The sequence below is a fragment of the Lysobacter sp. A286 genome (genome assembly GCF_054052105.1).
This window is the reverse complement of the sequence record NZ_JBSVRJ010000001.1, coordinates 1,689,503-1,708,816: the sequence shown is the minus strand read 5'-3', so window position 1 is coordinate 1,708,816 and position 19,314 is coordinate 1,689,503. Positions and strand designations below refer to the sequence as shown.

The window sequence follows — 19,314 nt, the reverse complement described above, 5'->3', positions numbered from 1 at the left end:
GAAATAAGGAGCGTGGAATGAATATCGGTTCCCTGTTGGGTTCCCGGCGCCGTACAGCGCCGGCGGGCAAGCGTCGCGGCGGTGGCATCCGTTGGTGGATATTGTTGCTGTTCGCCGGCTACGCGGCCTGGCAATGGTTTGGAAGTGCCCAGACCGATCCTTATACCGGCCAGACCGCGCACTATGGCGCCAGCGCGGCTGAAGAGTCGGAGCTCGGCGCCAACGCCTATCAGCAAGTCTTGGGTGATGCGCAGGCGCAAGGTGCATTGCTGCCGGCGAGCGACCCGGTGAGCCAGCAGGTCCGCGGCATCGCCCAGCGGCTCGTGGCCAGGGTGCCGCAGGTTACCGCCGACCTGGCCGCCCAGCATCAGCAACAGGCCCCCACCTCCTATCAGGACTTCCAGTGGGACGTAAGCGTCATCCAGTCCGACCAGGCCAACGCGTTCTGCCTGCCCGGAGGGAAGATGGCGGTCTATACCGGGCTGCTGCCGATCACCCGGACCGAAGACGCAATGGCGGTGGTGATGGGCCACGAAATTGCGCACGCATTGTTGCGCCATGGCTCACAGCGTATGGCCCAGCAGAACCTGGTGCAGTTGGGGCAGGTGGCCGCCGGCATGGCGGTGGGCGGGATGGACCCGCAACAACAGCAGGCGGTGATGGCGGCGTTGGGGGCAGGGGCCCAGTACGGCCTGATCCTGCCGTATGGCCGCAGCCACGAAACCCAGGCGGACGAGGTCGGGCTGATGTTGGCGGCTGCGGCCTGCTATGACCCACGTGCGGCGATACCGCTGTGGGAGCGGATGTCGCAACTGGGCGGCGGCGAACGTCCGCCAGAGTTCGCCTCGACCCATCCAGACCCCGCCAACCGCATCCAGACGCTGCAAACCCTGATGCCGCAGGCCATTGGGTTCTATGAGAAATATTGCCAGGGGGCGGCCAGGTAACCGCAGCGCGCGGAGCCTACCTGCGTCCTAGGACTTGGACCTGGACTTGTCACCGGTCTTCTTGCCCGGTGGCGTCGGCGTTTGTCCGACGCTGCCGGACAGGTTCTGCTGGAATTCCTTCCATAGCGCCATGTTGCGCTCGGTCAGTTGGTTCATCATCGACCATGGCGTCTGCCCGACGGAGTCGCCGAGTTGTTTGCGCAACTGTTGCTGCTGCTCCAGGAAGGTCTGCATCGAGCGTTCCAGGTAATTGCCCATGAAACCCTGCATCGAGTCACCGTAAAAGCGGATGACATGGCTCAACAGCTGCGTGGAGAGTATCGGCTCGCCGTTCTGCTCATGCTCGGTAATGATCTGCAACAGCACCTGGCGGGTGAGGTCATCGCCCGAACGCGCGTCACGCACCTCGAAATCCTCGCCATCGATGATCAGCTGCCGCACATCTTCGATCGTGATGTAGCTGGAGATCTCGGTGTCGTAGAGCCGGCGGTTGGGATATTTCTTGATGACGCGATTGGAAGACATGGGACAATCGGACCGGAAGCCATGATGCTTTGCAGCATGGCCCAGCAGGTGAGGTCTTGCAACAAGGTCGGTCGGCGCTGCGACGTTACCAGCCCATGTATTGACCGCCGTTCGCGGACAGGTTGGCGCCGGTGATCCAGCCCGCCTCGTCAGGCATGAAGAAGCTCACCGCGTAGGCGATCTCATCGGGCGTGCCGAGACGTCCGGTGGGGATCTGGGCAATGATCTTCTCGCGCACTTCCTCGGGTACCGCCATCACCATGTCAGTGCCGATGTAACCCGGCGAGACGGTATTGACGGTAATCCCGAACTTCGCATTTTCCTGGGCCAGCGAAATGGTGAAGCCGTGCATGCCGGCCTTGGCAGCGGCGTAGTTGGCCTGCCCGTATTGTCCCTTCTGGCCATTGATCGAGCTGATCTGGACGATCCGGCCCCACTTGCGCGCGCGCATGCCTTCGATCACCGGCCGCGTGACGTTGAAACACGAGTTCAAGTTGGTGCAGATGACGTCGTTCCATTGCTGCGACGTCATCTTGTGGAAGGTCGAGTCGCGGGTGATTCCGGCGTTGTTGACCAGGATGTCGACCGGGCCGAGTTGGCGCTCGACTTCCTGGATCAATGCGGCGGCCTGTTCCGGGCTGGACACGTCGCCCGGTGCCAGCGTGACGTCGATGCCCGCGTCTTTCATCCTGGCTTGCCAGGCAGCGCCACGGGCCTCATCACGAAAGTTGGTCGCGACCTTGTGGCCCATGTTGACCAATCGCTTGACGATCGAGGTTCCAATGCCGCCGGTACCACCGGTGACCAATGCGACGCGTGACTGCATGTCCTGTCTCCCCTCAATGGCGGGTGCAATTGGAATGGTGCGCCCTTGGAGGAAGAGTCTAGTAGGCAATCATAAAATTTCTGTTGTGCAACGCAGCGCTAGTTGAATTCGTAATCCATTTTTGGTCCGGCCTTGGCCAGGAAGTGTCCCTGGGCGTAGTCGATACCCGCGCTGAACAGCACCGTCATGCTGGCGGCATCCTCGACCATCTCGGCGATGGTCTGTTTTCCCGACTCACGCGCCTTGTCGGCAATCTCGCGGATGCGGCGCTGGGACTCCGGGTTCGCCGGGAGGTCTTCCATGAAGCTGGGATCGAACTTCAGCAATGCGGCGTCAAAATGACTCAACAGCTGGAACGAATTGAGCCCGCTGCCGAACTGCTCCAGTCCGACTCGCACGCCCATCTTCGCGACCTGTTGCTGGAACACCTGGGCGGCCTTGAGGTGGGTGAACACCTTTGACTCGGCCAACTGGAGTACCAGCAATTCACCATCCACTGCGTGCCTGGCCAACTGTTCCTGGATGTGTTGCAACAGGCTGTCGTCCTGCAGCGATACCTCGGTGATACGCACCAGCAAGGTAGTGCGCTGGCCGGCCTTGAGCTGCTGGGCAATGTTGGCGATCGCATTGGCGACCACCCAGCGGTCAATTTCCCATAGCAAGCCGTGCTCTTCTGCAATGTGCAGGAACGCCGGTGGCTGGATCAGCTCGTCGTGTTCACCGCGCATGCGCAGGTAGGTGTCGTACATCTGCCGGGGCTCGCCGTGCAGGCTCACCAGCGGCTGGTAATGCAGGACGAAGTCGTCACTGTCAATGGCTTGGCGGATGCGGTCGACCCAGACATCAATGCGCTCTTGCTCGGCGCGGTCAACCGCGCCGGGATCGAAGATATCGACCCGATTGCCGCCGACACCGACGTTCGATTGCACGGCCTGGTGTGCCTTGCCCAGCACCTCGGTGACACTGGCGATCTTCTGCCCGATCTGGACCCCGCCAATGCTGACGGTTGCGTTGAGCGATCGTTCCCGGGTCTCCAGCACATGGTTGGCGAATGCGTTGCGCACCGATTCCGCCAGGGCCAGGGTCGCGTTGAAATCGCTCCCGCGTCGCAAGACCGCCAACTGCTGCTCACCAAAGCGCGCGGCGATGTCATTCTCGCTCAGTACGCCCTGCAGGCGCTGGGCGCAGGCGGCGATCAGGTCGTCGGCGGCGTCCAGGCCAATGTCCTGGACCAGGTGGGCGAAATGATCAGGCTCCACCAGCAGCAAACCGTGGCTGGTCGCGTTGCGCGCGGCATCGGCAACCGTGTCCTCCAGCTCCCGCAGGAACGTCGCCCGGTTGAGCAGGCCGGTGGCCTGGTCACGGTGGCGCAGCGCTTCCATCTCCCGCGCCAGTTCCGGATCCAGCTCCTGGCGGCGCAATACGACTTGCTGGCAGGTCTCGCCTTCGTAACTGGCCGCCGTGAACTCCATCACCGCCGGGAAGCTGCTGCCGTCCATGGCGCAGGCTTCGGTCTCGTACCGTGGTGGTGCGGACTCGCCCTTGCCCAGTCGCTTCAGCAGTTGCTTGAACTCGTCGACGCGCTGTGGGGCAATCATGTCCAGCAGCGACATGCCCTCGATGTCTTCGAACGAGTCAAACCCGAACGCCTCCAGATAGGCATCGTTGGCGCGGATGTGCATGCCTTCGTGGATATAGGCGATGGGGTCGCGCGACGAGTCGATCAGGGCATCGCAGCGACGTTCGGTTTCGCGTACCTGCGATTCCAGCCGACGCAGGTCGCGGCGCGCTTCCAGGTCGGACCATTCACGGCGCACGACCGTCTCGATATGTGCCAGGCGGTTGCGCAGGGCGACTGCGCGCGCCCCCGTCGCGATGACATTGACCAAGCTGTCGCCGTCAATGGAGTCCAGCAACACCACCACCGGCAGGTCCTTGCCGGTGGCGTCGACCTGCGCCATCACCTGGGCCAGCGGAACGATATGCGCATCGTTGGCCACCAGAACCAGGTCGTGGGGTTGATTGGCCAACAGGGCGGCGAAATCCGCTTCGTGTTCAGGACGGCTGGGGCGCACGGCAATACCACTGTTGCGCAAGCCGTTGGTAATGCCTTCGGCAGCCTCCACGCTGTCATCGACGATCAGCAGCCTGAGCATGGTGTTCTTCACCGCCTGCATGTTGTCCCCTTGGTCCGGATGGATCGACGATTGTCGCGCAGCCAAGCGGACAGTTGCATGGAAATCGGATGGTGCCCCGGCCGTGGAAGTGCTGCCAGCAACCATGGCATTGTTGTCAATTTGTACCAGCATGATGCCCCCTGCGCTGCCGGACGCGTGACTTGATGCCCTTTGGTGGCTGGGCACCCGTGCATGGCGAAGTGCCGCAACATGGGCTCGATCCGGTCAGCTTGTGACAGCTTATGCCAGAACTTGTCCCATGCGTCCACGCAGGCGCGCCGGGTTGAGACGTCGGTTGCGGTCTACAGCGGCCTTTTGCCGCTGTCGCCGGCAGTTTCCCGCACCAGTCGCGGGACCAGGTAACCCGAGAGCCGAGCGCCCAGGGCCGCGTGCAGTTCACGGGCGCGTTCGTCGCTGACCTCGAAATGGGCCGCGCCCTGGACGCGATCCAGTTGGTGCAGGTAATACGGCAACACCCCGGCGGAGAACCCGCGCTCGCTCAGCGCGGCCAAGGCGTCGACCGAATCATTCACTCCGCGCAACAGCACCGCCTGGTTGAGTACCGTGGCGCCGGTGCTGCGCATTCGCGCCACTGCCGCATCGACATGGGCATCAAATTCATTGGCGTGGTTGGCGTGAAGGACCACCGCTACCGGCCAGGGCAGGGCGCGCAGCCAATCCTGCAGCGCCTGGTCGACACGCTCCGGCAGCACCACCGGCAACCGGGTGTGTATCCGCAGGCGCTTGATATGGGCGATGTCGGTGAGCGCGGCGGTGAGTTCGGCGAGTTTTGCACTCGACAGCGACAGCGGGTCGCCACCCGACAGGATCACCTCGTCGATAGTGGGGTCGGCGCGAATCAGCGCGACGGCCTCGGACCAGCCACCGGCTGCGGCGGTTTCCTGCGCATACGGGAAATGGCGTCGGAAGCAATAGCGGCAATTGATTGCGCAACTGCCGGTACTGACCAGCAAGGCCCGCCCGCGATACTTCCGGATCACCCCGCTGCCGGCCTTGGCCGCCCCGTCGCCCACCGCATCCAGGCTGAAACCGGGGCTTGGCCGCATTTCCGCATCCAGCGGCAGGACCTGGCGAAGCAATGGGTCCTGCGGGTCGCCGTGGCGCATGCGGGCGACGAACCCACGCGGCACGCGCAGCGCGAACTGGCTCGCGGCGGCGTCGGAGATGCCCATTGCGGCCGGATCCAGGCCGAGCAGGTCGAGCAGTTCGCGCGGGTCGCGCACCGCGTCGCGCCACAGCTGCTGCCAGCGAGGTGGCCGCGAAGGGGCTGGCTGCATGGCGATGGGGGCTGCGGGTATCATTCGGTTCCAGTTTCGCTTGTGACCGGCGTGACCGGAGACAGCCAGATATTCTAGCGGCCCGCGGCACAGCACGGGCCGAGTCATCATTGCCATCTACAGCGCAGGAGTTTCCGCATGGCCTCTTACGGCATGAACGACGTAAAAAACGGGATGAAGATCATGGTCAACAATGACCCGTGCGTCATCGTCGATACCGAGTACGTCAAGCCGGGCAAGGGCCAGGCATTCACCCGGGTGAAGTACCGCAGCATCAAGTCCGGTCGCGTGCAGGAAGTCACCATGAAGGCGACCGACGCGCTCGAGGCCGCCGACGTGATGGATACCGACATGCAGTTCCTGTATGCCGACGGCGAGCATTGGCACTTCATGGACCCGACCAACTTCGAGCAGGTCCAGGCCGACAAGAACGGCGTCGGCGACGCCGCCAAGTGGTTGAAGGGCGAGGAGGATTGCATCGTGACCCTGCTCAGCGGCACGCCGATCTTCGTGACCCCGCCGAACTTCGTCGAGCTGAAGATCGCCGAGACCGACCCCGGCGTGCGCGGTGACACCTCGGGTGGCGGCGGCAAGCCGGCCACCCTGGAAACCGGCGCAGTCGTGCGCGTGCCGCTGTTTGTCGGCCAGGACGAGATCATCAAGGTAGATACCCGCTCCGGCGAGTACGTCAGCCGCGTCAAGTGACCCATTGGCCCATGCACACTGACATCCCGTCCCAGCCCTGCGACCTGTTGATCGAAGCCGGCTGGGTCGTGCCAATCCAGCCGCATGGCATCGTTCTTGAGGACCATGCCGTTGCGGTGACCGGCGGCGTCATCATGGCGGTCTTGCCGACAGCCGAGGCCCGCACCCGTTATAGCCCGAAGGAAACCGTCTCGCGCCCCGATGCGGTGCTGATGCCGGGTCTGGTCAATGCCCACACCCACAACCCGATGACGTTGTTGCGCGGCGTTGCCGACGACCTGCCCCTGATGGAGTGGCTGCAAGGCCACATCTGGCCGATCGAGGCCGAGGTGATCGGGCCGGAGTTCGTGGCGGACGGGGTGACCCTGGCGATAGCGGAGATGTTGCGTGGCGGCACCACCTGCGCCAACGAGAACTACTTCTTCCCCGACGTCCAGGCCGCGGTCTACAAGCAACATGGTTTCCGGGCCCGGGTCGGCTTGCCGGTCATCGACTTCCCCACGGCTTGGGCGGCCAGTGACGATGAGTATTTCGATCGTGCCGGGGAGGTCCACGACCAGTGGCGCAATGACCCACTGGTGTCGATGGCATTCGTCCCGCACGCGCCGTACACCGTCTCCGATGCCAGCTTCGAGCGGATCCGGATGCTGTCCGACCAGCTCGACATCCCAGTCCACCTGCATTGCCACGAGACCGCGCACGAGGTCGCCGAGTCGCAATTGAAGTACGGCCAGCGTCCACTGGCGCGGCTGGACCGGCTTGGGCTGGTCAATGACCGCCTGATTGCGGTGCACATGACCGACTTGGTCGACGAGGAGATCGCGCTGTGTGCGGCGCGCGGCGTCAGCGTGGTGCATTGCCCGGAATCCAACCTCAAGCTGGCGTCCGGTTTCTGCCCGATCGGCAAGCTGGAGCAGGCCGGCGTCAATATTGCGATCGGCACCGACGGTGCGGCCAGCAACAACGACCTGGACATGTTCGGCGAGACCCGCACGGCAGCCCAGATGGCCAAGGCCGTGGCCGGCGATGCCGCAGCCTTCAGTGCCCCCAGTGCGTTGCGCGCCGCGACCCTGGGCAGCGCGAAGGCCATGGGGTTGGATACGCAGATCGGATCGATCGAGATCGGCAAGCAGGCCGACCTGGTGTGCGTCGACATGAGCCAGATCGAGAGCCAGCCGTTGTTCAACGTGGTCTCGCAACTGGTTTATGCCACCGGCCGGCATCAGGTGACCGACGTGTGGATCGGCGGCAAACCAAAACTGCGTCAACGCGAGCTGGTCGGGCTTGACGCGGCGGCGCTGATCGCCAATGCAAGACAATGGCGTCAGCGGATCGCCGCGATCCGTCCTTGAGCCACCACGATCCGGGAACCGAGTCCGATGACTGCACAATCCGCCACGCCCAATGACAATTTCCACCAGGCTGAGCTGGACAAGTTCGGTGCGCTGGCCAACCGCTGGTGGGACCCGCAGGGCCCGCAAAAGGCGCTGCATGCGCTGAACCCGGCGCGTCTGGGTTATGTCGCTGCGCGTCGTCCACTGGCGGGCGCCGACATGCTGGATGTGGGGTGTGGTGGCGGCTTGCTCAGCGAAGCGCTGGCACGCGAGGGCGCGCGGGTGACGGCGATCGATCTGGCGCCGGAGCTGGTCAAGGTTGCGCGGTTGCACGGGCTGGAGAGCGGCGTGGAGGTCGACTACCGGGTGCAGTCGGTCGAATCACTGGCAATTGAAATGCCGGCGCGGTTCGACGCGGTGACCTGCATGGAGATGCTGGAGCACGTACCCGACCCGGGCGCGATCATCCAGGCCTGTGCGAGCCTGCTCAAACCGGGTGGTCGCCTGTTCGTGTCCACGCTCAACCGGACCCCGGCCGCGTTTGCATTGGCGATCGTCGGGGCCGAATACGTGGCCCGGCTGCTGCCCAAGGGCACCCACCGCTACCGTGACTTCATCAAGCCGTCCGAGCTGGGCGCCTGGTTGCGTGAGGCGGGGCTGCAACTGGAGGATGTCAGCGGCTTGATGTATGAGCCATGGCGCAACGCAGCGCGGGTGGTGAAGCGCGCGGATATCAACTACCTGGCCTGCGCACGCAAACCCGAATGACCGCAAAATTTCCCCGGACCGTCCTGTTCGACCTCGACGGCACGTTGCTTGACAGTGCGCCGGACATGCTGGCGGCGATCAACGCGATGCGTGCCGAGCGGGATTTGCCGCCGATGCCCATGGACGACTTGCGCCCGCACGTATCAAAAGGCGCCCGAGCGATGGCCGCCGCCGCGTTTCCCGATGTCGACCCGGCGCAGCGCGAGACCTGGATTCCGGCTTTCCTGGATCACTACCAGCGCCAACTTGGCCGTCACGGCCGACCGTTCGAGGGCATCGAGTCGATACTGGCGAAGCTGGAGTCGGCGGGTAGTAGCTGGGGCATCGTCACCAACAAGCCCGAGTACCTGGCGGCCCAGTTGATTCCGTTACTGGGCTGGCAGGACCGTTGCGCGGTGTTGATCGGTGGCGACACGCTGCCGGCGCGCAAGCCCGATCCGTTGCCGCTGGTCACTGCTGCGCAGCGCATGGGCATTGCCCCGGCCGATTGCGTGTATGTCGGCGACGACGAACGCGACATCATCGCGGCGCGCGCCGCCGGGATGCCCTCGGTGGTGGCGTTATGGGGTTATCGTTTGCCCGGTGATGATCCCGCGACCTGGCGGGGCGACGTGATGGTCGCGTCTCCGGAGCAGTTGTGGGAGGGGTCTGCATGGCCATCGATATCATGAGCATCAAGGGTGATCCGGACGCGCAACGGCCCGTCGCCGACGAAGGCGAGGCCCAGACACTGGATAATTTCATCGGGAAATGGCGCGCTCGCTGGCCCGAATGGAGCGTCGCTGAGGTTTTCGTGACGCGTTCCGAACGGGAGCGCGCGCTGGCCTGGGCCACGCTCCAACAAGAGTTGACCGACGCCGCATGGGGCGGCAGCGACCCGCGCCCAGGCGCTGCCAAACTGTCCTGGTGGCAGGAAGAATTGATGGGTTGGGGCCGCGGCGCGCGTCGGCATCCGCTGGGCGTGGTGTTGCAGCGCTACCCGGCGCCATGGGACGGTTTGGCGGCTGAACTGCCTGCGCTGGCCAATAGCCGCGACCGGCCCGTCAGCATCGAAGAAGCGTTCGATGGGTTGTCGTCGGTCGCCAATGCGATCGCCAACATCGATGCGGTGCTGTTTGCCGTCGCGCGCAACGATGGCGATGGGGACGTGGTGGCGGCAACCCTGCTGCATGCCCGTTTCGCGCAGCCCGGTGATGCCCACGTACCACTGGACATGCTGGCCCTGGCGGGTACGGGCGACCCGCGGGCGGCATGGACGAACGAGCTGGCCAGGCGATGGCCGGACCACCGCGCCGCGAGCCGTTGCCGGCGCTTGTGGGCAGGATTGGCGAAAGCGCGCCTGCAGGCGTCTGATCCCGACCGGCCGCTATCGGCTTGGGCGACGTTGTGGCTGGCTTGGAGCGCGGCACGCCACTGAGTCGATTCGGCGTTATGCTCGGAGCATGTGCAGGCTAGGGGGCGGCATGGGGTTTTGCTGGGGGCAGCGCTATCGCAGGGCAGCATGGCTGGGTCTGGCCATGGCATGCCTGTTTGCGTTGTTGTCGTTCGCCTCGGGCGCTTCCGGGGCCGATGCCCCGACGTTGAATCCCGACATCCAGACAGGTTTGGCATCGCTGACGGTCGCTCGACTGGACGCCGATCCGACGGCCATGCAAGTCAGCACCGGTGAGTGGGATGGAGATTTCGTCACACTTCCCGACGACATCATCCATGCGTCAGAGCGATCGCCGCGCTGGTGGCGGGTAACGGTGGACCGCGTTGCCCCCGGATTGTCTGCAGCCGGCATGTTCGATGCACCGCTTTTGGTGATGCGATCGCCGTACATGACCCGTATCGAGGTCTGGCGGCCGGGGCACGCCACACCGTCGATCCATGCACGGGTGGGGCCGGAAGCCGACCGGGGTTATTCGACCCGTGCGCTGGTGTTCCCCCTGACGGACGGGGTGTCGGCGGGGGATTCAATTTACCTGCGGGTCCATGCTCCCGCGACGGTCTCGATGCCGGTCTCGATAGATACGCTGGGGGCGGTTCACGAGGCCGACCTGGTCCACGTGGCATGGCGGACGGCACTGCTGGGCAGCCTGATGCTGCTGGCGGTACTCGCATTGGGGCTGTGGATTGGCATTGGCGAGCGCAGTTACGCCTACCTGTTGTTGACGCTGCTTGCGCAGGCCGCTTATTTTGCGACTTCCGGCGGGGAGATCCGCCTGCTCCCAAGCTTGGCCGCGTTACTCGGTCACGATCCCCGGATTCCGCGCCTGTTTGCCGTCGTTGCGGTTTTGTCCAGCCTGGTCTTCGTTGGCAGGTACTTGGATCTGCGCGCGCGACAGCCTGTGATGCAGCAATTGCTTGCACTGTGCGGCGCGTTGTTCGGCGCACTGGCACTGGCCGCACTGGCCAACGCTGCCAGCTGGATCGCCACGACCATCAATCTGGCCCTGCTGTTGGCGACTGGGCTGGTATGGATTGCCACCGTGGTCGGCTGCCTGCGCCGCTATCGGCCGGCCTATGTGTTGTTGCTGTCGATATTACCGATGACAACCTTGATGCTGTTTGAGATCGGCACGATGGCCGGCCTTTGGCCAGCACCGCCCTGGTTGGATCACGTGTTTCCGATGACGTTTGCGATGTCCGGGCTGATCATCATGATCGGGCTCAGCGATACCATGCAGCAGTTGCGGCGCGATCGTGACCATGCCAGCCAGTTGGCGGGGTTTGATGCATTGACCGGTGCGATGTCGCGTCAGGCGATAGAAACGCGATTGTGGACTTGCGTCTCGGAGTCGCGCAGCAATGGCTTTCCCCTGTCGGTGTTGTTCCTGGATGTCGATAATTTCAAGCAGATCAATGACGGATTTGGGCACGGTGTCGGCGACACTTGCCTGAAGGTCATCGTCTTGCGTATCCGCAATCGCTTGCGTACCTACGACCTGCTCGGCCGTTGGGGTGGTGACGAATTACTTGTAGTGCTGCCCAACACCCGATTGGCTGAGGCGGTGGGCGTCGCCGAGAACCTGCGGTCGGCGGTCAGCTCAAGGGCGCTGTCGATCGACGGCCAGTTTCTCGACGCCACTCTCAGCCTGGGCGTGGTCGAGCTTGTCGGTGACGAGAGCGCTGAACAGCTGCTGGAGCGCGCGGATGCGGCGCTGTACGCGAGCAAGTCCGCCGGCCGTAACCGGGTGACCGGCAGCCGGTCGTTGCATGTGGCGCGAACGACGTCATCGTGAGCAATGCGAAACTGGTTGGCACGCAATCCGTGCAGCGATCATTTGCCTGGGCCGAGAACCAGTAACGGGTCGATCCGCACGTCCAGCCAGTTCATCCCCCAGTGCAGGTGTGGCCCGGTGGCACGCCCGGTCGCGCCGACGGCACCAATGACCTGGCCCTGCTCGATGCTGTCGCCGGTCGAGACATCCATGCGCGACAGATGCAGGAAGTTGGAGCTGATGCCGTGGCCATGATCCAGCACGATGGTGCCACCGGTCAGGTACAGGTCGTCGCTGAACGAAATCACGCCGGCGGCCGGCGCCTTGACCGGCGTGCCACTGGCGACGGCGATGTCCATGCCCGAATGGGCCGAGCCGGGCGTTCCGTTGTAGATACGCTGGTTGCCGAACCGGCCGCTGATCCGGCCGCGAACCGGCCAGATGAACTCCTGCGCGAAGCCGGTGCGGGCATCGTCACGGGTCCGTGCCGCGGTGACGGCGGCCTGCTCGCGGGCAATGCGTTTGGCGATTGCGGGCGGAGGTGTGACCGTCTTGCCGGGGACACCGTTGACGCGCTCGGTCGGGAAGTCACGCGGCGTGATGGTGATGCTGACCGACTGCTGCCGACCATCGGGTCCTGACACCTGCACGCTTGCCGGGCCGGCCTCGTCACGGGCGATACCGAATGCAACGGTTCCGTAGGACGTGACCCGCAGGTCACGTCCGGCGTAATGGACGGTGCTGCCGGAGGGCACTTTGCCGATGACGAGCGAGCCCTGGGGGACTGCCTCGGGAAACACGACGCGGCGATCGGCATGCACCGCTTCCACTGCTGGCAGCCGGGTGTCCTGCGATGAATCGGCGGCGCAGGCTGACCTTGTCGTGCTGCCGGCACCGACAATAAACGCCAGCGCAACCACCAGTGGCATTGCCCTCATCGATCAAAAACCAGGCGCTGGCCGTTGGCGGCGCCCACCAGCTGGCTGCCGTCCCATGCGAGCACGCCATTGACCCAGGTCGATGCAATCCGGGTATGGAAGGTGCGGCCCTCGAACGGCGACCAGCCGCATTTTGACAACACGTCTTCACGCCGAACAGTGAGCGGTTTGTCATCGATCAGGACCAGGTCGGCAGCGTAGCCTTCGCGCAGGAAGCCACGACCCTTGACGTCGAACAGCTGCGCCGGCGCATGGGCGAATTTCTGCACCACCTGGGCGGTGCTCAGGTGACCCTCATGGACCAGTTCCAACGCCGCATTGAGTGCGTACTGGACCAGCGGCAGGCCACTGGGCGCCTTGGTATAGGGCCGTTGTTTCTCTTCCAGCAGGTGCGGCGCGTGATCGGTGGCGAGCACATCGATGACATCGTCGGCAAGGGCGCGGACCAGTGCCTCGCGGTCTGCCGGGTCCTTGATCGCCGGGTTGCACTTGATCAGGTGGCCGAGCTGGGCATAGTCGTTGCGGTCAAAACGCAGGAAGTGGATGCAGGTCTCGGCAGTGATCTGCTTGCGGCTGCCGTCGGCGCGGACGAGCGGGCCGGACTCGAACAACGCCAGCTCGTCGGCAGTCGAGATGTGCAGTACATGCAACCGGGTGCCGTGCCGGCGCGCCAGCGAGATCGCCAACTGGGTCGACTTCATGCACGCCTCGCGTGAGCGGATGTCGGGATGGCACTCGGGCGGGATGTCGTCGCCGTACTTCGCCTTGTAGACGGCGGTGGCGGCCTCGATCATCGGCGTATCTTCGCAGTGGGTGATGATCGGTGTGGGCACGTCGCGGAATACCGCGTCCAGCACCACCGGATCGTCCACCAGCATGTTGCCGGTGGACGCGCCCATGAACACCTTGACCCCGGGCGCGCTCAGCGGATCCAGACGCTGGATGGCCTCCAGGTTGGTGGTGCTGGTGCCCATGTAGAAACCATAGTTGCCGCGCACCCTGCCGGCCGCACGCTGGTACTTGTTCTCCAGTGCTGCTGCATCCAGGGTCGGCGGGCTGGTGTTGGGCATATCCATGAAGCTGGTCAGTCCACCGGCAACCGCGGCGCCGGATTCAATTTCCATGTCGGCCTTGTACTCCATGCCAGGCTCACGGAAGTGGACCTGGTCGTCGATCATCCCAGGCAGCAACCGGCGACCGTTTGCATCCACCACGGTCTCGTTGGCCCGGCCGGAAAGGCCACTACCGATCTGGGTGATCCGTCCCTCCTCGAAGCGCAGGTCGCCGTCGAATTCACGGCCCTCGTTGACGAGACGGGCATTGACGATAAGCGTTGATGACGCGGTCATGGGGATCCTTTTGGGGCGAGTTGTCGGGAGGGCGAATCAGCCCGCGGGCGGCACCGGGTCGTTGCCGCCGGGATGCAGCGGGTGGCAGCGTAGTATCCGCCTCAATGCAAGCCAGCTGCCCTTGAAAGCGCCAAACCGGGCGATGGCCTGCATGGCGTACTCCGAGCACGTGGGATGAAACCGGCAGCGCGGTCCCAGCAGCGGGCTGATCCAGCGTTTGTAGCCTCGCAGCAGGGCGATGAGCAGACGGTCGATCACGGTTTCTCGAATATGGGCACGAACAACGGATGGAGGGTAGGATGGGCCGGATCCGTGCCCGACCCGGCCGGGGTCGATGGCAGTTTGCCGTCAGACCCTGGGTAAACCTGGAACGCCTTGTTTGTGACGAGGTTGCCGCAGGTGCCGGAGCAGGGTATAACAGCGCGCTTTCCCGTCACAAGGGAATCAACATCAAGGACAGTTGCTCGTGGCAATGAAAAAAACCGCGACGAAGGTCGCCAAAAGCAGTAAAAAGGCCGTCAAAACAGTTGCCGTGAAAAAATCCGCGGCGGTGAAAAAAGGCGTTGTGAAGAAGGCTGTGGCAGTGAAGAAGCCGGCTGCCAAGAAGGTCGTGGCGGTGAAGAAACCAGTCGCCAAGAAGACCGCGGCAGTGAAGAAGCCGGTCGCCAAGAAAGCCGCGACGGTGAAAAAAGCAGCCGTCAAGAAAGTCGCGGTGAAGACGCCGGCCGCCAAGAAGGTCGCGGCAGTGAAAAAGCCAGCCGCCAAGACAGCGGTCGTAAACAAATCCAGGGCGCCCGTCGCGAAGAAGACGGCAGAGGCGCCGGTAACCCGTTCAGCCGTGCCAGTCAGGCGACGTCTGGGGAAGGTTGCCGTAGCCGTTGCGGCCAAGTCGCAAACCCCCATCCCCCGAGGTAAAGTCAAAGTCGTGCCATATAAAACAGAAAAAGGCAGTGGCCGTCCGATCGTCCCCAAGGGCTATACGCCCAGTGAAGACGAGGAGTACATGAGTCCCTTGCAGTTGGAGTATTTCCGTCAGCGCCTGTTGCAGTGGCGGGAAGACCTGGTTGAGGAGTCCAAGCAGACCATCGAAAACCTGAAGGACGAAGTCCGGGATGTCGGTGACGAAGCTGAGCGCGCCACCCGCGAAACCGAAAACTCCCTGGAACTGCGTACCCGCGACCGCTATCGCAAGCTGATCAGCAAGATCGACAGTACGTTGAAGCGTGTCGACTCGGGTGAGTACGGTTTTTGCGCCGACACCGGCGAGGAGATCGGGTTGGAGCGCATGGACGCCCGGCTTACCGCCGAGCGGACGCTCGATGCACAGGAGCGTTGGGAGCACTTGCGCAAGCAAATGGGCGACTGAGGCATTGGATTGATCCAGAAAAAACCCCGCCAATGCGGGGTTTTTTCATATCAGTGCGGATGGCGTGTGCAGCCAGGCTGGCTTGTGTGCGTCAATGCTTTGGCTCGCCAAGTTGCGCCATGGCCTGTGCCTGGATGAAGCCAAGCAACGCGGCCAGGCCATTGCTTCGCGTGGGTGAAAGGTGCTTGGCCAGGCCGATGTCGGCGATGTAGCTGGCACCAGTCCCTGCGATCTCGGCCGCACTGCGGCCCGAGTAGACCCGCAGCGCCAGGTAGACCAGGCCGGAGACGATGGCTGAATCGCTGATGGCGTGGAAATCCAGCTTGTCGGCATCGCCTTGGGCGACGATCCAGACCAACGACTGACAGCCATGCAGGCGGTGTTCTTCGGTCTTCCATTCAGCCGGCAGGTCCGGCAGCTTGCGGCCCAGGTCAATCAGGTACTGATAGCGTTGCGACCAGTCGTCAAAGAATGCGAACTCGTCACGGATGGCGTCTTGAGCCTCGGTGGTAGTGGGTTCAAGCGGGAACGGTGTGGCAATCACGGCATCAATCCTGGTGGCGGATACTGGTATCACGGCGCCAGCGCACGCCGGCCGGGGTATCTTCCAGCAGTACCCCCTCGTCCGCGAGTCGGTCGCGGATGGCATCGGCACGGGTGAAGTCCCGGGCCTGCTTGGCCGCGCCCCGCTCATCGACCAGCGCCTGGATACGCGCATCGTCGCCGTCGTCATCGGCGCCACCGACGAACCAGGCCTGGGGCTCTTGCTGCAACAGCCCCAGAGCCAGGCCAGCACCCAACAGGTCGCCCTTGAGCCGGGCCTTGTCGTCGACCGATACCGCCTTGCGCGCCTGGCCGGCGATCCGGGCCAGTTCGGCCAGCGCCTGCGGGGTGTTGAGGTCGTCGTCGAGGATGGCCTCCAGGCTCGCCGGGATCGTGGCCGTTGCCTCGGTATCGGCCAGCGCACGCAGCGTCCCATACAGCCGGTCGAGCGTCCGCACGCTTTGCTCGATCAAGCCGTCCGACCAGTCCAGCGGTTGCCGGTAATGCGCCGATAGCAACGCGTAACGCAGGGCTTCAGGTGGGTGGGCGAGAACCAGGTCGTGGATCTTCTCGATGTTGCCCAATGACTTGGACATCTTGCTGCCGCCAAAATTCAGCATCCCGTTGTGCAGCCACCACCGTGCGAACGGCTTGCCGCCATGGGCACATTCGCTCTGGGCGATCTCGTTTTCATGGTGCGGAAACTGCAGGTCGACGCCGCCGGCATGGATGTCGATGGTCTCGCCCAGGTGCGCGGCCGCCATCGCGGAGCACTCGATGTGCCAGCCGGGGCGACCGTAGCTCCATGGCGACTCCCAGCCGGGCAGGGCCTGGCCTGGTGCTGATTCAGAGCCGGATCCCGAGCCCTGGCCAGAGGGCTTCCACAGCACGAAGTCGCCCGGATCGCGTTTGTAGGGGGCAACCTCGACCCGGGCGCCGGCCAGCATGTCCTCGATGTGGCGGCGCGACAGCTTGCCGTAGCCGCCGAAACTGGCGACGGAAAACAGCACGTGGCCCTCGGCGGCGTAGGCATGGCCGGAGTCGATCAATTGCCCGATCATCGTGATGATCTCGCCAATGTGGGCGGTCGCTTCTGGCTCGATATCCGGCGGCGCGACGCCCAGGGCCGCCATGTCGTCGCGGTAAGCGGCCGAGAATCGATCGGTGATGACCGAGATCGGCACGCCCTGGGCGTTTGCCGCGGCGTTGATCTTGTCGTCCACGTCGGTGATATTGCGGGCGTAGGCCAGCGCGCCGTAGCGCCGTCGCAGCAGTTCGGCCAGCACGCCGAACACCACCGGGCCGCGGGCGTTGCCAATGTGGACGTAGTTGTAGACGGTCGGGCCGCACACATACATCGTCGGACGGGCAGGATCGAGCGGCGTGAACGGTTCGACCCGTCGGCTCAGGCTGTTGTAGAGGTGCAGGCTCATGGAGACAGATCAATGGCGTTGCTCCATTCTAGCCTGCGCGTTCACCCGTCCGCCCGGAAGGCGCCGCACGACAGCATTGATTCAGCCGCCTGCCCTGGCGGGCGAATACACTTGTCCCCTTGTGTTCTTCGAGTCCAGCGACACGATGAAGCGTTTGCGCCTTTCACTGCCGATCCTGCTGTGTGCCTTGGTGATGGGCCCGGCGTGGGCGCAGGACACCACGGTGATCCAGGCCGAGAACGTCCGTTTCGCGTATGCCCAGGTGCTGCGGGTAACCCCGATCTATCAGACCCTGACCGCTACCAGTGTCGAGGAGCAATGCGTGCCGACCCCAGCGGATGAGGGTGATGGCGAGTCGCGCTTGGCGCGCGTGGTGGGAGCGGTCAAGGATGCGCTCAGCCGGCAGCCGGCGGAGACACGGGATAAAACGGTCGCGGCGGATTGCGAGACGGTGTCCGTTGAGCGCGAATTCCGCCGCCCGATCGCCTACGACGTCGACTATGTGTACAAGGGCTCGAAATACCGCTCGCGCTTGCCCGATGATCCGGGTAACCGGCTGCGGATCCGGATCGGGGTGACTCCGGTGGTGACCGGCTCGCGCAGTCAGTGACGGATGCTTGCTCCGCTGGCCGTCACGTGCCAGCATGCCCTCCATAAATGAACCAGCTTCGCGCCCCTGCCGACATCCTGACTTCTGCCTACATGGCGGCGGGGATGACCTCGCGTGCGCGCCGACTGTTGCCCACTGATCTGGCTGGGTAGCCGCTCGCACGCACGCCGCATCCGGCGTAACACGAACAAGCCCAGCCTCCGAGCTGGGCTTTTTGTTTTTCTGTCCCACGGATCCCTCAGTCATGCCCATCAAGCACTTCCTCAACACCCAGGACTGGTCACGCCCCGAGCTCGATGCGCTGCTTGCGCAGGCGGCCGGGTTCAAGGCCAGCAAACTCGGCGACCAGTTGCGCGGCCGGCCTTTGGAGGGCAAGTCGATCGCACTGGTGTTCTTCAACCCCTCGATGCGCACTCGCACCAGTTTCGAGTTGGGCGCATTCCAGCTTGGCGGTCATGCGGTGGTGCTGCAGCCGGGCAAGGACGCCTGGCCGATCGAATTCGACCTGGGCACGGTTATGGATGGCGATACCGAGGAGCACATTGCCGAGGTCGCGCAGGTGCTGGGCCGCTACGTCGACCTGATTGGCGTGCGCGCTTTTCCGAAATTCACCGACTGGTCGCTGGACCGCCAGGATCGGGTGCTCAAGGGTTTCGCGAAGTACTCCCCGGTGCCGGTGATCAACATGGAGACCATCACCCACCCGTGCCAGGAGCTGGCGCACGTGATGGCGCTGCAGCAACGGTTCGGAACGACCGATTTGCGTGGCAAGAAGTTCGTACTGACCTGGACGTACCACCCGAAGCCGCTCAATACCGCGGTCGCCAACTCGGCGCTGACCATCGCCACCCGGATGGGTATGGACGTGACCTTGCTGTGCCCGACGCCGGAGTACGTGCTGGACGAGCGCTACATGGGCTGGGCCGAACACAACGTGGCGGAGAGTGGCGGCTCGCTGGCGGTCAGCCACGACATCGAAAGCGCCTATTCCGGTGCCGACGTGGTCTACGCCAAGAGCTGGGGCGCGCTGCCGTACTTCGGTAACTGGGCGCCGGAAAAGCCCATTCGCGACCAGTACCAGCACTTCATCGTCGACGAGGCAAAGATGGCGCTGACCAACGACGCCGTCTTCAGCCACTGCCTGCCGCTGCGCCGCAACGTCAAGGCGACCGACGCGGTGATGGATTCGCCGCGGTGCATCGCCATCAACGAGGCCGAGAACCGCCTGCATGTCCAAAAAGCCATCATGACCGCCCTCATAAACCAGCCGCAGGGCGGGTCTTGACCCA

Annotated in this window: 19 protein-coding genes; 10 read left to right on the top strand and 9 right to left on the bottom strand. The window is 64.1% G+C overall.

What is annotated here, in order from left to right:
- The first annotated feature begins 17 nt into the window (after positions 1-17).
- A complete protein-coding gene (locus tag ACW7G0_RS07885; RefSeq protein ID WP_456988877.1) occupies positions 18-947 on the top strand; it encodes a M48 family metallopeptidase in 930 nt (309 codons plus the stop codon).
- Between the two features lie 27 nt (positions 948-974).
- Here ACW7G0_RS07885 and phaR read toward each other — a convergent pair whose 3' ends face one another.
- The 4 genes from phaR to epmB form a co-directional block, all read right to left on the bottom strand.
- Positions 975-1,472 carry a polyhydroxyalkanoate synthesis repressor PhaR gene (phaR, locus tag ACW7G0_RS07880; protein ID WP_456988875.1) on the bottom strand — a complete coding sequence of 166 codons (498 nt, stop codon included), beginning with the start codon at positions 1,470-1,472 and terminating at the stop codon, positions 975-977.
- 85 nt (positions 1,473-1,557) lie between these two features.
- On the bottom strand, positions 1,558-2,298 hold the full coding sequence (gene phbB / locus ACW7G0_RS07875) for an acetoacetyl-CoA reductase (protein ID WP_456988873.1): 741 nt from the start codon (positions 2,296-2,298) through the stop codon (positions 1,558-1,560).
- A gap of 98 nt (positions 2,299-2,396) precedes the next feature.
- Positions 2,397-4,475, bottom strand: coding sequence for an EAL domain-containing response regulator (locus ACW7G0_RS07870; protein WP_456989481.1), 2,079 nt, complete (start codon positions 4,473-4,475; stop codon positions 2,397-2,399).
- A gap of 302 nt (positions 4,476-4,777) precedes the next feature.
- Positions 4,778-5,797 carry an EF-P beta-lysylation protein EpmB gene (epmB, locus tag ACW7G0_RS07865; protein WP_456988871.1) on the bottom strand — a complete coding sequence of 340 codons (1,020 nt, stop codon included), beginning with the start codon at positions 5,795-5,797 and terminating at the stop codon, positions 4,778-4,780.
- Positions 5,798-5,911: 114 nt separating this feature from the next.
- Here epmB and efp point away from each other — a divergent pair, with 114 nt between their 5' ends.
- From efp to ACW7G0_RS07835, 6 genes are read left to right on the top strand one after another with little or no spacing between them, the layout of a single operon-like run.
- The gene (efp, locus tag ACW7G0_RS07860; RefSeq protein WP_456961146.1) at positions 5,912-6,478 is read left to right on the top strand and encodes an elongation factor P; all 567 of its coding nucleotides are present in this window, start codon (positions 5,912-5,914) and stop codon (positions 6,476-6,478) included.
- Positions 6,479-6,489: 11 nt separating this feature from the next.
- A complete protein-coding gene (locus ACW7G0_RS07855) occupies positions 6,490-7,830 on the top strand; it encodes a TRZ/ATZ family hydrolase (RefSeq protein ID WP_456988869.1) in 1,341 nt (446 codons plus the stop codon).
- Between the two features lie 27 nt (positions 7,831-7,857).
- Positions 7,858-8,580, top strand: a complete 723-nt coding sequence (gene ubiG, locus ACW7G0_RS07850) for a bifunctional 2-polyprenyl-6-hydroxyphenol methylase/3-demethylubiquinol 3-O-methyltransferase UbiG (RefSeq protein ID WP_456988867.1) — start codon at positions 7,858-7,860, stop codon at positions 8,578-8,580.
- The gene (locus ACW7G0_RS07845; RefSeq protein WP_456988865.1) at positions 8,577-9,251 is read left to right on the top strand and encodes a phosphoglycolate phosphatase; all 675 of its coding nucleotides are present in this window, start codon (positions 8,577-8,579) and stop codon (positions 9,249-9,251) included. Before ubiG ends, ACW7G0_RS07845 begins: the two co-directional genes overlap by 4 nt.
- Positions 9,233-9,997: a phytoene/squalene synthase family protein gene (locus ACW7G0_RS07840; protein ID WP_456988863.1), complete on the top strand. Its 765-nt coding sequence runs from the start codon at positions 9,233-9,235 to the stop codon at positions 9,995-9,997. The genes ACW7G0_RS07845 and ACW7G0_RS07840 overlap by 19 nt, the downstream gene beginning before the upstream one ends.
- Before the next feature lie 46 nt (positions 9,998-10,043).
- Positions 10,044-11,807, top strand: a complete 1,764-nt coding sequence (locus ACW7G0_RS07835) for a diguanylate cyclase (RefSeq protein ID WP_456988861.1) — start codon at positions 10,044-10,046, stop codon at positions 11,805-11,807.
- A gap of 38 nt (positions 11,808-11,845) precedes the next feature.
- Here ACW7G0_RS07835 and ACW7G0_RS07830 read toward each other — a convergent pair whose 3' ends face one another.
- The 3 genes from ACW7G0_RS07830 to yidD all read right to left on the bottom strand — a co-directional run bounded on the left by ACW7G0_RS07830 (position 11,846) and on the right by yidD (position 14,331).
- Positions 11,846-12,625: a M23 family metallopeptidase gene (locus ACW7G0_RS07830; RefSeq protein ID WP_456989480.1), complete on the bottom strand. Its 780-nt coding sequence runs from the start codon at positions 12,623-12,625 to the stop codon at positions 11,846-11,848.
- Between the two features lie 95 nt (positions 12,626-12,720).
- Positions 12,721-14,073: a dihydroorotase gene (locus ACW7G0_RS07825; RefSeq protein WP_456988859.1), complete on the bottom strand. Its 1,353-nt coding sequence runs from the start codon at positions 14,071-14,073 to the stop codon at positions 12,721-12,723.
- A 36-nt stretch (positions 14,074-14,109) separates the two neighbouring features.
- The gene (yidD, locus tag ACW7G0_RS07820; protein ID WP_456988857.1) at positions 14,110-14,331 is read right to left on the bottom strand and encodes a membrane protein insertion efficiency factor YidD; all 222 of its coding nucleotides are present in this window, start codon (positions 14,329-14,331) and stop codon (positions 14,110-14,112) included.
- A gap of 208 nt (positions 14,332-14,539) precedes the next feature.
- Here yidD and dksA point away from each other — a divergent pair, with 208 nt between their 5' ends.
- Positions 14,540-15,439, top strand: a complete 900-nt coding sequence (dksA, locus tag ACW7G0_RS07815; RefSeq protein ID WP_456988855.1) for an RNA polymerase-binding protein DksA — start codon at positions 14,540-14,542, stop codon at positions 15,437-15,439.
- 91 nt (positions 15,440-15,530) lie between these two features.
- On the opposite strand, the gene ACW7G0_RS07810 is transcribed toward dksA, so the two are convergent.
- Positions 15,531-15,983, bottom strand: a complete 453-nt coding sequence (locus tag ACW7G0_RS07810) for a SufE family protein (RefSeq protein WP_456988853.1) — start codon at positions 15,981-15,983, stop codon at positions 15,531-15,533.
- Positions 15,984-15,987: 4 nt separating this feature from the next.
- Entirely contained in the window at positions 15,988-17,415 is a 1,428-nt protein-coding gene (gene cysS / locus ACW7G0_RS07805) for a cysteine--tRNA ligase (RefSeq protein ID WP_456988851.1), read from the bottom strand.
- Between the two features lie 145 nt (positions 17,416-17,560).
- Here cysS and ACW7G0_RS07800 point away from each other — a divergent pair, with 145 nt between their 5' ends.
- A complete protein-coding gene (locus ACW7G0_RS07800) occupies positions 17,561-18,025 on the top strand; it encodes a hypothetical protein (RefSeq protein WP_456988849.1) in 465 nt (154 codons plus the stop codon).
- A gap of 244 nt (positions 18,026-18,269) precedes the next feature.
- On the top strand, positions 18,270-19,310 hold the full coding sequence (locus ACW7G0_RS07795) for an N-acetylornithine carbamoyltransferase (RefSeq protein ID WP_456988847.1): 1,041 nt from the start codon (positions 18,270-18,272) through the stop codon (positions 19,308-19,310).
- Positions 19,311-19,314 lie beyond the last annotated feature (4 nt).

What these genes read in the sequence shown, in the direction of transcription:
- ACW7G0_RS07835 (WP_456988861.1), top strand. Translation starts at nt 10,044, where the DNA reads ATGGGGTTTTGCTGGGGGCAGCGCTATCGCAGGGCAGCATGGCTGGGT.
- ACW7G0_RS07840 (WP_456988863.1), top strand. Translation starts at nt 9,233, where the DNA reads ATGGCCATCGATATCATGAGCATCAAGGGTGATCCGGACGCGCAACGG.
- ubiG (WP_456988867.1), top strand. Translation starts at nt 7,858, where the DNA reads ATGACTGCACAATCCGCCACGCCCAATGACAATTTCCACCAGGCTGAG.
- efp (WP_456961146.1), top strand. Translation starts at nt 5,912, where the DNA reads ATGGCCTCTTACGGCATGAACGACGTAAAAAACGGGATGAAGATCATG.
- phbB (WP_456988873.1), bottom strand. Translation starts at nt 2,298, where the DNA reads ATGCAGTCACGCGTCGCATTGGTCACCGGTGGTACCGGCGGCATTGGA.
- ACW7G0_RS07795 (WP_456988847.1), top strand. Translation starts at nt 18,270, where the DNA reads ATGCCCATCAAGCACTTCCTCAACACCCAGGACTGGTCACGCCCCGAG.
- ACW7G0_RS07870 (WP_456989481.1), bottom strand. Translation starts at nt 4,475, where the DNA reads ATGCAGGCGGTGAAGAACACCATGCTCAGGCTGCTGATCGTCGATGAC.
- ACW7G0_RS07845 (WP_456988865.1), top strand. Translation starts at nt 8,577, where the DNA reads ATGACCGCAAAATTTCCCCGGACCGTCCTGTTCGACCTCGACGGCACG.
- epmB (WP_456988871.1), bottom strand. Translation starts at nt 5,797, where the DNA reads ATGATACCCGCAGCCCCCATCGCCATGCAGCCAGCCCCTTCGCGGCCA.
- cysS (WP_456988851.1), bottom strand. Translation starts at nt 17,415, where the DNA reads ATGAGCCTGCACCTCTACAACAGCCTGAGCCGACGGGTCGAACCGTTC.
- phaR (WP_456988875.1), bottom strand. Translation starts at nt 1,472, where the DNA reads ATGTCTTCCAATCGCGTCATCAAGAAATATCCCAACCGCCGGCTCTAC.
- ACW7G0_RS07825 (WP_456988859.1), bottom strand. Translation starts at nt 14,073, where the DNA reads ATGACCGCGTCATCAACGCTTATCGTCAATGCCCGTCTCGTCAACGAG.
- ACW7G0_RS07855 (WP_456988869.1), top strand. Translation starts at nt 6,490, where the DNA reads ATGCACACTGACATCCCGTCCCAGCCCTGCGACCTGTTGATCGAAGCC.
- ACW7G0_RS07800 (WP_456988849.1), top strand. Translation starts at nt 17,561, where the DNA reads ATGAAGCGTTTGCGCCTTTCACTGCCGATCCTGCTGTGTGCCTTGGTG.
- ACW7G0_RS07885 (WP_456988877.1), top strand. Translation starts at nt 18, where the DNA reads ATGAATATCGGTTCCCTGTTGGGTTCCCGGCGCCGTACAGCGCCGGCG.